At 39.3% G+C, this 13,225-nt stretch carries 15 protein-coding genes; 3 read left to right on the top strand and 12 right to left on the bottom strand.

Annotated features, from left to right (window positions below):
* Window positions 1-8: 8 nt before the first annotated feature.
* Genes ACZ47N_RS06900 through ACZ47N_RS06915 form a run of 4 tightly spaced genes read right to left on the bottom strand, consistent with a single transcriptional unit; the run spans window position 9 to window position 2,446 of the window.
* The gene (locus ACZ47N_RS06900; RefSeq protein ID WP_464888394.1) at window positions 9-491 is read right to left on the bottom strand and encodes a PulJ/GspJ family protein; all 483 of its coding nucleotides are present in this window, start codon (window positions 489-491) and stop codon (window positions 9-11) included.
* Window positions 484-1,041 carry a DUF4860 domain-containing protein gene (locus ACZ47N_RS06905; RefSeq protein ID WP_464888395.1) on the bottom strand — a complete coding sequence of 186 codons (558 nt, stop codon included), beginning with the start codon at window positions 1,039-1,041 and terminating at the stop codon, window positions 484-486. Before ACZ47N_RS06905 ends, ACZ47N_RS06900 begins: the two co-directional genes overlap by 8 nt.
* A 38-nt stretch (window positions 1,042-1,079) precedes the next feature.
* On the bottom strand, window positions 1,080-1,385 hold the full coding sequence (locus ACZ47N_RS06910) for a hypothetical protein (protein WP_464888396.1): 306 nt from the start codon (window positions 1,383-1,385) through the stop codon (window positions 1,080-1,082).
* 32 nt (window positions 1,386-1,417) lie between these two features.
* A complete protein-coding gene (locus ACZ47N_RS06915) occupies window positions 1,418-2,446 on the bottom strand; it encodes a type II secretion system F family protein (protein ID WP_464888397.1) in 1,029 nt (342 codons plus the stop codon).
* Between the two features lie 265 nt (window positions 2,447-2,711).
* On the opposite strand from ACZ47N_RS06915, the gene ACZ47N_RS06920 reads away from it, so the two are divergent.
* Both ACZ47N_RS06920 and ACZ47N_RS06925 read left to right on the top strand, forming a co-directional pair.
* Window positions 2,712-3,671, top strand: a complete 960-nt coding sequence (locus ACZ47N_RS06920) for a hypothetical protein (RefSeq protein ID WP_464888398.1) — start codon at window positions 2,712-2,714, stop codon at window positions 3,669-3,671.
* Window positions 3,661-4,560: a hypothetical protein gene (locus tag ACZ47N_RS06925; RefSeq protein WP_464888399.1), complete on the top strand. Its 900-nt coding sequence runs from the start codon at window positions 3,661-3,663 to the stop codon at window positions 4,558-4,560. The genes ACZ47N_RS06920 and ACZ47N_RS06925 overlap by 11 nt, the downstream gene beginning before the upstream one ends.
* A 130-nt stretch (window positions 4,561-4,690) precedes the next feature.
* On the opposite strand, the gene rsmG is transcribed toward ACZ47N_RS06925, so the two are convergent.
* From rsmG to rpmH, 8 genes are all read right to left on the bottom strand, one after another.
* Window positions 4,691-5,416 (bottom strand): 16S rRNA (guanine(527)-N(7))-methyltransferase RsmG, encoded by a 726-nt coding sequence (rsmG, locus tag ACZ47N_RS06930; RefSeq protein WP_464888400.1) that lies wholly within the window; start codon window positions 5,414-5,416, stop codon window positions 4,691-4,693.
* A gap of 63 nt (window positions 5,417-5,479) precedes the next feature.
* On the bottom strand, window positions 5,480-7,378 hold the full coding sequence (gene mnmG / locus ACZ47N_RS06935) for a tRNA uridine-5-carboxymethylaminomethyl(34) synthesis enzyme MnmG (protein WP_464885833.1): 1,899 nt from the start codon (window positions 7,376-7,378) through the stop codon (window positions 5,480-5,482).
* Window positions 7,379-7,435: 57 nt separating this feature from the next.
* Entirely contained in the window at window positions 7,436-8,818 is a 1,383-nt protein-coding gene (mnmE, locus tag ACZ47N_RS06940; RefSeq protein WP_464885834.1) for a tRNA uridine-5-carboxymethylaminomethyl(34) synthesis GTPase MnmE, read from the bottom strand.
* A gap of 159 nt (window positions 8,819-8,977) precedes the next feature.
* On the bottom strand, window positions 8,978-9,601 hold the full coding sequence (jag, locus tag ACZ47N_RS06945; protein ID WP_464885835.1) for an RNA-binding cell elongation regulator Jag/EloR: 624 nt from the start codon (window positions 9,599-9,601) through the stop codon (window positions 8,978-8,980).
* Window positions 9,598-10,314 carry a YidC/Oxa1 family membrane protein insertase gene (locus ACZ47N_RS06950; RefSeq protein ID WP_464885836.1) on the bottom strand — a complete coding sequence of 239 codons (717 nt, stop codon included), beginning with the start codon at window positions 10,312-10,314 and terminating at the stop codon, window positions 9,598-9,600. Before ACZ47N_RS06950 ends, jag begins: the two co-directional genes overlap by 4 nt.
* Window positions 10,315-10,343: 29 nt before the next feature.
* Entirely contained in the window at window positions 10,344-10,592 is a 249-nt protein-coding gene (yidD, locus tag ACZ47N_RS06955; RefSeq protein ID WP_464885837.1) for a membrane protein insertion efficiency factor YidD, read from the bottom strand.
* Window positions 10,593-10,634: 42 nt separating this feature from the next.
* Window positions 10,635-11,015 carry a ribonuclease P protein component gene (gene rnpA / locus ACZ47N_RS06960; RefSeq protein WP_464885838.1) on the bottom strand — a complete coding sequence of 127 codons (381 nt, stop codon included), beginning with the start codon at window positions 11,013-11,015 and terminating at the stop codon, window positions 10,635-10,637.
* 66 nt (window positions 11,016-11,081) lie between these two features.
* Window positions 11,082-11,216, bottom strand: coding sequence for a 50S ribosomal protein L34 (gene rpmH, locus ACZ47N_RS06965; protein WP_464885839.1), 135 nt, complete (start codon window positions 11,214-11,216; stop codon window positions 11,082-11,084).
* 570 nt (window positions 11,217-11,786) lie between these two features.
* On the opposite strand from rpmH, the gene dnaA reads away from it, so the two are divergent.
* Entirely contained in the window at window positions 11,787-13,178 is a 1,392-nt protein-coding gene (gene dnaA / locus ACZ47N_RS06970) for a chromosomal replication initiator protein DnaA (protein WP_464885840.1), read from the top strand.
* Window positions 13,179-13,225 lie beyond the last annotated feature (47 nt).

A 13,225-nucleotide genomic window follows, 5' to 3' on the forward strand; every position in this document is an offset into this window, starting at 1 on the left:
CACCCCTATTATGGCAGATACCGCACCGTACTGATCTGATATATTTCTGGATCTTTTTTTGTTTCCAATAGATAGTTTCCCTTCTTAACGGTTTCCATCGAGAGGCGATATAAAAAGGGAGGAGATTGGCTTGCTGCTGGTAATTTTTCCATTACTAGGGTCATTTCATAGGCGGCCTCCTGAGCTTCTAGGGCTGATATTCCTTGCCATTCATCATTATAATATAAAGTAAGGATATCCTGGTGATGGGTTTTATGATGCTCTGCTTTGATAAGATCTTCATGGTTTAAAAAAGCTTCTTTTGAAGCCGTGGCATCAAATAGTTGTATGAGATGATTGGTCTGATACACGCTTTGATCAAGGTCTTCTGCTTTTTCATTTAATCCATGAGCCGTTACCAGTACCTGTAGTGCATATACACTGATGAAGGCCAGCATTCCAAGGGCTATGATGATTTCTATCAAAGAAAATCCCTGTTTGTGTTTAATCATTGGCTTCACCTCCATCAAGAGCAGAGAAACCAGCGGATTTTTCAGAGGCTTTTAAATGATGAAACCATTCCACAGAATACTCTTTTGTTTGTCCCTGACGACTCATGTGAACCCAAAGACCTGAAAGCTCTGGATCCATGGTGATGGAAAAAGAATCTATTTCTGCAATGATATAGGCAAAATCATCTCTTAATACTTGATCCGGACTAATGATGATTTCTTTTAGAGCACCTTCTTGATAATAAATCCAATTTTCAAACTTTTCTCCGTAATACAGTTCTTCTATCACCAATGCTTCTCCAGATATAGTGGGGTGAGATCCAATGGAAATAGCCTCTGCTTCATCATGTTGACGCAAGCGTGTGGTCACGTAAGAAGAAGCTATCCGCAGTTCAGATCTATGATCTTGACCAGCGATCATTCCTTGGGTCGCATGGTTACTAGCCATCATCAACGTAAAGGTAGAGATTCCTAAAAATATTAATAAGGCCATCACCAGTATCAACTCTACCAGTGAGTATCCTGCTTTGTATGGTGGATTTCGCTTCATCTCGATCCCCTCCTTTCCGATGAAAAGACAACATCCATTTAATTCCATCGGCGATAGACGCCTATTTGGGGCTTAATATTGGATCCTATGATTTCATAATGGTAGAAATAAGCTTCTGAATTGAGGATAAGCCCGTAATGCATCTCTAAATATTCTACATTGGGAGGGTAACTTCCTTCTAATGCATAACATTGAATCGCTGCTTTCCTGATGGCTTCTTCTATATGATGTAGACTTTCTTGGTTGGCCTGTTTCAAGGTATGGTCCAAACTTCCAAAAAGAGTGAGCATGACCACTAACATTAGCAACATAGCTATCCACATACCCAGTTTTTCTATTTTCATGATACTCTCTCCTCCTTGGCTCTAACGTGATGCTACCCGATGGTAGAGATAATTTGAATCAGCGGCATCATGACCGTCATCAAAATAATGCCCACCACAACAGAAAGAATCGTTACAAGAACTGGTTCAATAGCCGTTGTCATTTTCTTCAGTGCCCTTTCTGCTTCCTGCTCATAAAGCTGTGCACTTCTCTCTAAAAACCCCTCTATCTCTCCTGTTTGCTCTCCTATCCGAAGCATTCGAATCATCATTTCCGGTAATAGCTCCATCTCTTCTAAACTTTGGCTGATTCCTTTTCCGTCTCGAATTTCCTTTTCAGCTATTTCTATTTTTCCTCGTGCGTACTCGTTGCCTGTCACCGTTGCTGCTAAAGACAAAGCATCATCAAAGGCTACCCCTGCTGCAGTCAACATATATAAGGCATGACTCATCCGAAAGGCAATCATTTTGCTATAAACAGGTCCTAAAATTGGAAGCTTTAATTGCCAGCGGTGGATTCTTTCTTTCCCATTGTTGCTTTTTCCTAACCAGTAAGCCACCAAGATCACAGCCATAACTGTGGCTACAAGAGCCCCAAAAGAGCTGCTTAACCACTGGCTTACTTGCATCATCACTTGGGTGCTTCCTGGAATGTCTCCCCCTATCCCCAATAATATCTGGTGAAACAGTGGCAGCACTTGTAAAATCAATAAGAGGACTACGGCTCCCATCAACACAAATAAAACCATCGGATAGGTCACGGCATTTTTAATCCGCTGTTCCATTGCTTCTTGCTTTTCATAATACAAAGAAAGCCGATAAGTCTCCTGATCTAGCGAACCAGTATCTTCTGCAATTCGCAGCATTCCTTTTAGGTATTCTGGAAAAACCGTAAGAGTCTCTATGGCCTCGGATAATTTTTTCCCCTGCTGTATGTCCTGATGAATCGCCATAGAAGCCTCTTTCATTTTGGGATCTCCTATTTCATCTGCCAGTATTTTCAAACCATCTAGCAATGGAATCCCTGATCCGTAGACAACGGATAATTGATAACAAAATAAAGAAAGAATCCCTGCTTTCATAATCACACCTCCGAATTTGCTCTTATGCCGGCCCTGTCCTTTTTCTTTGTTCTATACCCAAATTACTTTGACTTAAGCCACAACTTAGCCATATTTGTTGATTGATTTTACAAGGTCGTTATAATAGAATGGCACTAGTATGCTTATAGGTTCTATGGGGTGTACTTCATCCAAATCTTATCTTCTTGATGGAAGAAGACCAAGAAAACAACAATAGATCCATCTGTAACATAATAAATTCTATGGTGTAGAGGAGAATCATTTGATGGAAAAAAAGAAACCTTCATTAAAGCAAATCGCCAGTCATACCAGCCTCCTTCTTTTCATTATTTTACTTGGCATCCAATTAAATTCTTTAAGTCATCAAATCACGAATATCAGTAGCCAATTCCACCATTCTATCAAACAAAATTCCGCGGCTCATTTAACCCATCAGATAAATGAACTGCTGGCTAGGGAGTCATGGATCTTTAATGAAGACTGGCAGGTTCTCGATGTTGACATTCAACAAGAGTTGATCTCTCTGGAGTTCAATTGGTCCATGAAAGAAGTACAGGAAGATGCGGTGATTGGATTGCAAATTCAACAACAACCTTCAAAGGGGGAATCTGATGGTTTGTGGTCCATGGTCCAGGCAGAATCCATAGGAGTCAATACGTATAGGGCTACTGTAGAAGTGTCGCCTTCTCATACTTATGGTGTACAAGTGGTTTCTCAAGGGAAAAAGACCCGCCTTAGCTCCAGCCTACCTATTCCCACTTATTTATATCAACCACCCAAACCTGTACCAGTTTCTTATACTACTTCTCATCACAACGATCCTTCTTATAAAGAAGGGGATGTTTTTGTTGTTTTTCAACTCAAAGATGAATGGGATCTACAATCTCGCCTTAGGGCTCATCCTTCTCTTTCCTTTGAACCCAAGGCTGTAAAGGCCGAGTTCCTTGTAGATGGAACCTCTTATAGTCGCTCCTTAAAACAAGTAGAGAGAGAGAATCCCCCTACCCAAGAAAGTTTCCATGGGGATCCTGAAAAAGCGTGGAAGCTGTCTTTTCCAGCCCACGAAAAAGGCAGTGAAATGAATCAGTTTCTTTTGGAAGTTACGTACACCAATGGACTCACCATATCTCATGATCTGTTGCATCATGAGTATCATCCTTTCCCAACCTTTCACCTTCCCCCCCTCAATAGGATGTACCCAAAGGAGGTGCCCAATGAATCGTGAACATTTTTTTAATACGTCTATGTATCTAAATGTAGCTATTGTGATCCTTATTTTTATCTTAGGCCTGCAAACCCACTTATTAAGTAGCCAAGTTGGCAATCTCCAGGAATCCTTAAGACAACATACAAATCAACAGGAATGGAGCACCCTTTCTAGTCAGATGAATCAATTGCTTCAAGAAGAAAGATGGGTCCTAGAGGATCACTGGAGTGTCTCCAGCATAGACCCTGATCAACAAATCATCAACCTACAGTACAACTGGTCCTTGCAAGAAATAGCAGAAGATGCGGAAATCACTTTGCAGCTTCAGACTTTAAATGAAGACAGGAAGCCCGTCAGTTCATGGAAAACAATCCCAACACAAACCCTAGGGATCAATAGCTATCAGGCAGATATCCAGGTCTCCCCCACTAATTACTATAGGGTACAGGTGGTTTCTCAAGGAAGTATGCAGCAGGTTAGCCAAAATATATATACGCCATCCTATCTCCACCAGCCACCTGGTTTAACCCCTTCCTCTGCTTCATTTAATCATCAAACAGAACCAGCATTTGCCCAAGGCGATGTGAGTATTGGATTTTATTTGTATCCCCATGATATTGCCAAGGAACCATATCCATCTTTGGATTTCATTCCAGAAAAGGTGACGGCAGAAATCCTATTTACCGACCAAGTCTTTCGAGAAGAACTAGATTTAACAGAGAAAGAGATATCTCATCTACCAACAGATCCAGCTGATGACAGGTACCGAGAAGAATGGGTGTTGGATTTTCCTGCCTTCACAAAAGGCAGCTTCGAAACCCTCCATCTCACCATAGAATACGCCAATGGTTTTGTTATCACCAAAGAGTACACCCATCTATTAGAAGACTTTTCTCCTCCCTTATAATCTCTTAACTGTCTTAAGCTGATTTTATTTTGTTTTTAATGATTGCACCTACCTGTTTCACGTGAAACACATACACAAAAGGGCTTCAAGTCAGTGACTTGAAGCCCTTTTGTGTATGTGTTTTTCCTTTTTACATAATTGGTTTTTTCGTTGGTGTTCCCGCTTTTCTTGGATATATTTTTTGAGTGGTTGCTGTTTTTCTAAAAACGAGCAATTGATGATTGAGGTCCGTAAAAGGAACCTTCACTTCCATACTATCTTCTAATGTGACAGATAATACCTCCAAGGCTTTGGATGCATCTTCCATCTCTTCTTTCCATTGAGGCCCTTTTTGACAGAAAAACCATCCGTCTACTTTTAAAAACGGAATTGCATATTCCAGTAAAACCGGGAGGGAGGCAACCGCTCTAGATACCACAGCATCAAAGCCCTCTCGATACTCTTTAAGCCTGGCTGCTTCTTCAGCCCTGGCGTGAACCAATGCTAATTTTTCTAATTGCAAAGATTCTTTCACTACCTCCAAAAAGGACAGCCTTTTTTTAAGAGAATCCATCAACACAAAATCTTGTGTCGGAAAAAGTATTTTTAAAGGAATCCCTGGCAAACCAGCACCTGTTCCTAAGTCTAATATTCTTTGGCAATCAGCATAAGAGCCATGCAAGGCACAGGTGGCTGAATCAAAAAAATGATGGGTTAGTATTTTTTCTGGTTCTTTAATAGCCGTCAAGTTCATTTTTTCATTCCACTCGATCAGCAAAGACAAATACCTGTCAAACTGGTGTAGTTGATGTTTTTCAAAGGGGATCTTAAGTTCCTGCATTGCCTGAATCATCTTTTGTTGTTGTTTTTCATCCATATCATCACGTCCTTACATCAACATTTTCAACGACTTTTCCGCTTCCCAAGGGAAGCGGGGGATTCAATCATTCATCTTTGTTTCTTCTTTATTTCTTCTTTGTTGTTCCAAATAAACCAATAATACTTGAATGTCTGCAGGAGATACCCCGGTAATGCGTGAAGCTTGTCCAACGGAAGTTGGTTTTAAATGAGATAGTTTTTCCTGGGCTTCCAATCTCAATCCTTTGATCGCATGATAATCCAATTCTGTTGAAAGGGGTTTTCGTTCAATTTTTTTAAATTGTTCCACATGTTTAAGTTGTTTATCGATATACCCTTGGTATTTAATTCGTATTTCACACTGGGTCACTACTTCTTTTTTAATCTCAGGATTCCGATGAATATCTATTTTTCCTAAGGAGCTGTAGGTGATTTCTGGTCGTTTAATCGCGTCTTTTAAAGAAAGGCCAACTTTGACTTCAGAGCTCTTCATTTCTTTTAAAAGCGGATTCATCCTATCCGGCGGGATGATGGTTTCCTTAAGGCGTTTCATCTCCTCTTCTACTTGTTCCTTTTTTTCAAGGTAACGTTGATATCTTGCTTCTGTGACCAGCCCTAAAGCATAGGCCATTTCTGTCAAACGTTGATCTGCATTGTCTTGACGAAGAACTAATCGATATTCGGCTCGAGACGTCATCATTCGATAAGGTTCGTTGGTGCCTTTGGTAACCAGATCATCTATCAACACCCCAATATAGGCTTGGGATCGATCCAAGACAAAGGCATCTTCTCCTTTGATTTTTTGGACTGCGTTGATGCCAGCCATCAATCCCTGGGCTGCAGCTTCTTCATAGCCAGAAGAGCCATTAAACTGACCTGCACAAAATAAATTTTTAATTTCCTTCATTTCCAAGGATAAGGTTAACTGAGTTGGATCAATACAGTCATATTCGATGGCATAGCCAGGACGCATAATTTTGACATTTTCTAGGCCTATCATGCTTCGATACATCTGTACTTGTACTTCTTCTGGTAAACTCGTGCTCATTCCTTGGACATACATTTCACAGGTGTTTCTGCCTTCTGGCTCTAAGAAAAACTGATGGGTTGGTTTTTCGTTAAACTTAACGATTTTATCTTCAATAGAGGGGCAATACCGAACACCGGTGCTATCCATTTCTCCCAAATACAAAGAAGACCGATGAAGGTTCGCTTCGATCACTGCCTTCGTCTCTTCTGTGGTACGACTCAGCCAACAAGGCATCTGATCTATCTCTATTCCCTGGTTTAAAAAGGAAAAGGGTACAATTTCCGTATCTCCATCTTCTCTTTGCATTTTACTAAAATCCACGGTTTTCCTATCCACTCTTGCAGGAGTACCGGTTTTAAACCTGCGTAACTGAATGCCATATTTTCGAAGATTTTCAGAGAGGAACTGGGCGGGAAACATACCGCTGGGCCCTGACGTATAGTTTACTTCTCCAATAAATATTTTGCTATTGAGGTAAACTCCCGTAGCTAAAACAACGGTTTTTCCATAATAGATTCCACCACTTCTGGTAATGACGCCTTGAACGGTGCCTGCTTCTATCTGCAGGTCAATGACCTCTGCCTGGACTAAATCCAGATTATCTTGGTTCTCAATGGTTTTTTTCATCGATTGATGATAGTGACTTTTATCTGCTTGGGCTCGGAGAGAATGAACCGCTGGTCCTTTGGCTGTGTTTAACATTTTGCTCTGAATAAAGACTTCATCCGTTGTTAAACCCATCTGACCTCCCAAAGCATCTACTTCCCGTACTAAATGGCCTTTCCCTGTACCCCCTATGGAAGGGTTGCAAGCCAACATGGCGACGGCATCCAGCGAAATGGTCAATAATAAGGTGCGGTACCCCATTCTTGCAGGGGCCAAAGCCGCTTCACATCCAGCATGTCCTGCTCCTACCACTACTACATCATAATTTCCTGCGTTATATTGCATATTTATCACCCGTTCTTATTAGAATATCTATGGCTTTTACGATAATGGGATCTTTCATTATTTTCCAATACAAAAATTAGAAAAAATATGATCAATTAAATCTTCTTTGACACTTTCTCCAATAATAATCCCCAATTGATCCATGGCTTCTTGATAATCCACCTGCACAAAATCTAAGGGCATCCGTTGTTTTAATGCTTTTATTCCTTCTTCCAAGGCCACATAGGCATTTTCCAATGCTTGTTGATGACGGATATGAGTCACCATTTGTTTTTCTTTTGCTTTCTTTTCCCCATTAAAAATAAGGCTTTCCAATGCTTCTTCTAGTTGATCCAATCCCTCTTTTTCTAAAAGGGATATTTTTAAAATTTGATGTTCATCAATCCAATCCGGCAGATCTTCTTGGGATAAAACCGTGGGTAAATCTGTTTTATTGATAATAATAAGGGCTTTTCGCTTTTGAATCATACTAAGAATCGTTAAATCATCTTTGGAAACTGGTGTGGAACTATCCATCATCATCATTACTAAATCCGCTTCCTCAAACAATTGTTTCGCTCTCTCTACGCCAATTCTTTCTACCAAATCCTCTGTTTCTCTTATTCCTGCTGTATCCATTAATACCAAAGGAATTCCTCTCAGATTCAATTGTTCTTCGATGACGTCCCTGGTAGTTCCAGGGATGTCTGTTACGATGGCCCTTGATTCTTTTAATAAGGCATTCATTAAAGAGGACTTTCCTACATTAGGCTTTCCAACAATGAGACTTTTTAAGCCTTCTCTTAAAATTCTTCCAGTTTTTGCAGAGTCTATTAATTGTTGAATCTGATTTAAAATGGGATGAGTTTTTTCTTCTACCTCTTCGTAAGTCACTTGATCTATATCTTCTTCTTCGGAAAAATCAATGGATACTTCCATGGAAGCCATTAAATCTAATAATGTTTCTCGCATCTTTTTCACATCACCAGAAAGATATCCTTCCAATTGTCCCATGGCGGCTTCGTGGCTTAACTCGGTTTTGGAACTAATTAAATCCATTACTGCTTCAGCTTGAGACAAATCGAGTCTACCATTTAAAAAAGCCCTCTTTGTAAATTCACCGGGTTCTGCTACTCTAACGCCTAAGGATACTAATTCCTTCATAATGCGTCTCAGAGAAATGCTTCCACCATGACATTGGATTTCCACCACATCCTCCATGGTATAGGTGTCAGGTGCTTTCATATAACATATAAGCACTTCATCGATAAATTTTAAGTTTTCCACCTCTAAAATTTTTCCATAGGTTAACTTCCGGTTCTTTAGGCTATGGACCTTTTGGTTATGCTTGTTTCGATATATCATAAGCGCCTTTTCCAGAGATTTTATTCCACTCATCCTGATAATCCCTATGCCGCCTTCACCAGGAGCTGTAGAAATGGCCGCTATGGTATCCTCCATTCAAGAACCCTCCTTTTCATTGAAGATCATTATTGAAGATCATTACTATAACAATCATTATGATAAACACTATAAGCCGATCCTTCCAAAAAAACCTAAGGATTTCTTTTCTCTTTAACAAAAACCCGGTTTTCACCGGGTTTTTGTAGGTTCATTTCTCTACTTTTTTAGGGCAATGGCTACTTTACGATAAGGCTCTTCTCCTTCACTGAAGGTTTGGATTTTTGAATCGCTTTGCAACGCAGAATGAATAATTCTTCTTTCATAAGGGTTCATTGGTTCTAGGACCATGGTTCTGCGTGTGGCTTTTACATTTTTTGCCATTTTACTAGCCAATCGAACAAGTGTTTCTTCTCGCTTCTGGCGATAATTTTCTGTATCCATAAAGACTTTTACGTATTTATCCCTATTCTTATTGGCTACTAAACTAGTCAAATATTGGATGGAATCTAAGGTTTGTCCTCTTTTCCCAATAATCACTCCCATATTGGGTCCCCTAAGGTCAATCTCCATTTGATCTTTATCATATTTAATCTCAATCTCTACCTCAAGATTCATTGCTTGGAACATGGAGTCTAAAAATTGACGGGTGGATGCTTCTGTTAAATCTTTTACCTCTAACTCCACTTGTGCTTCTTTACTTCCTATAAACCCAAGAAATCCTTTGTAAGGGACTTCAATGATTCTCACTTCAACTTCTTCTCGGGTTCTTCCCATTTCTTTTAAACCATTCTCCACAGCTTCATCAATGGTTCTTCCACTTGCTTTCACTTTGTGAATCATTTAACTTCACTTCCTTTACCAGTAGATAAGGGGGTTGGTCGGTTAATAATCAGTTGTTGTACTGTCTGGAATAAATTACTTACCACCCAATACAAAATTAATCCATTTGGGAATTGCATAGACATGTAAATCAACATCAAAGGAAAGAAATAGAGCATCATTTTTTGCATGGATTCTTGTTGTGGATTGCCGCCACCTTTGTTGGTAGCCTGCATGGTTTTGCTAGATAGGTACGTGGTGGCACCAGCTAACAAAGGCATAATCATTTCTGGAATCATAGAAGCTGAAAAGGCACTAAAGACAATGTTAGGCGTAGCCGAGATATCTTCTATCCATAAAAAGCCCTGTTGCACCATTTCTGGCGTAAATCCATACTGGGATGGTTCCCTTAATACGGTAAACAATCCGATGATAATTGGAAATTGAACTAATAAGGGCAGACAACCGCCTGCAGGGTTTACATTATGCTCTTTGTACACTTCCATTACTTTTTGGTTCATTTTCTCTTTATCATGTTTATATTTTTTCTGTAGTTCTTTTATTTTAGGTTGAATTTCCTGCATGTTTTTCATGGATTTCGTTTGTTTGACTGTCAGGGGGATCATCACTAATTTCACTAGAATAGTGAAAATTACGATAGAAACACCATAATCCCCTACAAATCCATAGACCAGGTGAAGCAGCTGACTTAAGGGTTCAGCAAAAAATCTCAAAATCATAACCTCCAATATTTAGTATGCCTTCAGTGAGGATTTTCTTTCTTATTTGGGTTTTTATTTGGTACAGGATCCATGCCACCAGGATGAAAGGGATGACATCTGGCAATTCGTTTGATGGTTAGCCAGGATCCTTTTACAAAACCGTGTTTTTCGTAGGATTCAATGCTGTACTGAGAGCAGGTAGGATGAAATCGACAAATTCTTCCTGTAAAAGGGGAAAGGACTTTTTGGTACCCTTTTATAAGGAAAATCATGATCCTTTTCAGGCCCATTTCTTCACCACCTGCTTCCAATATTCCCTACTCTTATTCATTCTATTCTTTAGATCCATCTTGCTTTATCCCTTGTTTATTGGATCTTTTTTTCGAAAAGAACGTTCTGTTCACTAAATGAGTGACGGCTTTTTGCAGCGTGTGATAGTCTGCTTCACTACAGCTAATACGAGCTATCCATACCAAATCATAGCCCATGGGCAGCTGGTCACCCTTTTCCCGTAATATTTCTTTGAGCCGTCGTTTCACTTTATTCCGTACCACACTTTTTCCGACTTTTTTTGATACTGTTATTCCGATTCTTGAATAAGTAAGCTGATTCTTACGATAATAAAGAACTAAATTCCGATTCGCCACCGATTTTCCTCTTTGATAAACCACTCTAAACTCTTTGTTTTTTTTTATCGTCGGGATGGGTTTCATGATCTTCTCCTCCCGTTTTTGTCCGATTTCTTATGACCAGACAGAAAAAGGCCACCTACAGCGGCCTTATGCAGTTAAGACTTTTCTGCCTCTTAGTCTTCTTTTACGCAATATATTTCTTCCACTTTTCGTTCTCATTCTTTTCCGAAAACCATGCTCTCTACTTCTTTGCCTCTTTTTAGGCTGATAGGTTCTTTTCACCGAAAATGCACCTCCTTTATATATGGATCGCGGCGAATGCTTGGATTACGATTCATCAGAATGCTTTAGAATCACACAGTAACACACATAGATTATAACGATATCCCTTGGTAGTGTCAAGAAAAGATCTCTGTGGAAAACTAGGAATTAAAAAAATGTGGAAAAAAATTTTTACCCACCTTTATGTGGATAAACTCATGGAAAAAAATAGTGTTTCATGTATCCTCCCTGATAAAACCCTTGATTTATGACACTTTAAGCCTTACAATTGATTTTGCTTTCTTATTCATAGTTATCCACAGGTTGTGGATAGAATTGTGGGTAAATTGTCTCTTTCTCCCATGAATCCTAGTATCTTCTCCTGTGAATAGAAAGTGTGTTTTGTGGATAAAGGCTGATTTGCCATTCATGGATACTCTTTATATAATAAGAGCCGTCAACAGCTATTTCTATTTATCCACAAACTTATTCACAAGCTTATGCACAACACCCATCTTTAAAAAAGAAATATAAAAGGCTTCAACATGAATTGTCCGTCTTTATGGTTGAAGGCTACAGGAGGTTTGCAGTATGGACCAGCAGTTATCACAAATATGGAACGAAACCCTAGGTGTCATTGAGAAGGAAATGACTGGTGTCAGTTTTAATACCTGGATTAAGGTAATAGAACCATTGCACGTTCGAAACGACACAAGCGAAATTGTTTTTAAAGCCCCTAATCAATTCATTAAAAACATTTTAAGCGATCGTTACCTGATTCTCATTAAAAATGCCATTAAAGAAGTCACTTCTTGCTCTTATGACGTAGTCTTTCAGTTGCCTGAAGAACAAGGAAAAACTGCTGATGTGTCATTGGTAACCGAAGTTAAAGAAGAAACAGAAAAAAAAGTAGAAAAGAAGACCCATACACAGACGGCCCCTCAAAATCAAATTTCCACCAATAATCTAAACCCTAAGTATTTATTTGATACCTTTGTGGTCGGGAATAGCAATCGTTTTGCCCATGCAGCTTCTGTAGCAGTTTCAGAAGCACCAGCCAAAGCTTATAATCCTCTTTTTATTTATGGAGGCGTAGGACTTGGTAAAACCCATCTGATGCATGCTATTGGCCATTACATTGTGCAGAACAATCAGAATATGAAAATATATTATTCATCCTCCGAAACCTTCACCAATGAACTGATCAACTCCATTCGTGATGATAAAAACATTGAATTTCGGAACAAATATCGAAATGTAGATGTGCTTTTAATTGATGATATTCAATTTATTGCTAATAAGGAAAGAACCCAAGAAGAATTTTTCCACACCTTTAACGCATTGCATCAATATAACAAACAAATTATTATTTCCAGTGACCGTCCGCCCAAAGAAATACCAACTTTAGAAGAGAGATTAAGAAGTCGGTTTGAGTGGGGCTTAATAGCAGATATTCAGCCACCGGATTACGAAACAAGAATTGCCATTCTCCGAAAAAAAGCCCATTTAGATCAATTGGATGTCTCTGATGACATACTTCTTTTTATTGCAAAAAAAATACAATCCAATATTCGTGAGTTAGAAGGTGCCTTAAACCGAGTGGTGATTCATTGTAAACTAAATAATAATGAACTTAATATTGATACGGCCAGTCAAATTCTTAATGAAGTCTTTACGACCCAGTCTAGGCAAGTAAACGCATCCTTCATAAAAGAATATGTCTCTAATCAATATAGTGTGAAAACTGAAGACCTGGATTCCAGCAAAAGAACTCGCTCCATTGCTTTCCCCAGGCAAATAGCTATGTATTTAACACGAGAATTAACAGACCTTTCACTTCCTAAGATCGGAAGCGAATTTGGGAATCGAGATCATACGACTGTGATGCATGCCCATGACAAAATTCTTAATGAAATGAAAAAAGATGATAGTTTAAAACATCGGATCGAGAAGATGATCAAAGAGATAAGTGGCGGAGATTAGATTATCCCCACCCTGCTTGTTGAAAAACTGTGGAGAGCCTGTGGATA

This window comes from Tindallia texcoconensis (assembly GCF_055383815.1).

Excerpts from the sequence above, each read along its gene's own strand:
- ACZ47N_RS06900 (WP_464888394.1), bottom strand. The coding sequence starts at position 491 with ATGATTAAACACAAACAGGGATTTTCTTTGATAGAAATCATCATAGCC.
- ACZ47N_RS06905 (WP_464888395.1), bottom strand. The coding sequence starts at position 1,041 with ATGAAGCGAAATCCACCATACAAAGCAGGATACTCACTGGTAGAGTTG.
- ACZ47N_RS06910 (WP_464888396.1), bottom strand. The coding sequence starts at position 1,385 with ATGAAAATAGAAAAACTGGGTATGTGGATAGCTATGTTGCTAATGTTA.
- ACZ47N_RS06915 (WP_464888397.1), bottom strand. The coding sequence starts at position 2,446 with ATGAAAGCAGGGATTCTTTCTTTATTTTGTTATCAATTATCCGTTGTC.
- ACZ47N_RS06920 (WP_464888398.1), top strand. The coding sequence starts at position 2,712 with ATGGAAAAAAAGAAACCTTCATTAAAGCAAATCGCCAGTCATACCAGC.
- ACZ47N_RS06925 (WP_464888399.1), top strand. The coding sequence starts at position 3,661 with ATGAATCGTGAACATTTTTTTAATACGTCTATGTATCTAAATGTAGCT.
- rsmG (WP_464888400.1), bottom strand. The coding sequence starts at position 5,416 with ATGGATGAAAAACAACAACAAAAGATGATTCAGGCAATGCAGGAACTT.
- mnmG (WP_464885833.1), bottom strand. The coding sequence starts at position 7,378 with ATGCAATATAACGCAGGAAATTATGATGTAGTAGTGGTAGGAGCAGGA.
- mnmE (WP_464885834.1), bottom strand. The coding sequence starts at position 8,818 with ATGGAGGATACCATAGCGGCCATTTCTACAGCTCCTGGTGAAGGCGGC.
- jag (WP_464885835.1), bottom strand. The coding sequence starts at position 9,601 with ATGATTCACAAAGTGAAAGCAAGTGGAAGAACCATTGATGAAGCTGTG.
- yidD (WP_464885837.1), bottom strand. The coding sequence starts at position 10,592 with ATGGGCCTGAAAAGGATCATGATTTTCCTTATAAAAGGGTACCAAAAA.
- rnpA (WP_464885838.1), bottom strand. The coding sequence starts at position 11,015 with ATGAAACCCATCCCGACGATAAAAAAAAACAAAGAGTTTAGAGTGGTT.
- dnaA (WP_464885840.1), top strand. The coding sequence starts at position 11,787 with ATGGACCAGCAGTTATCACAAATATGGAACGAAACCCTAGGTGTCATT.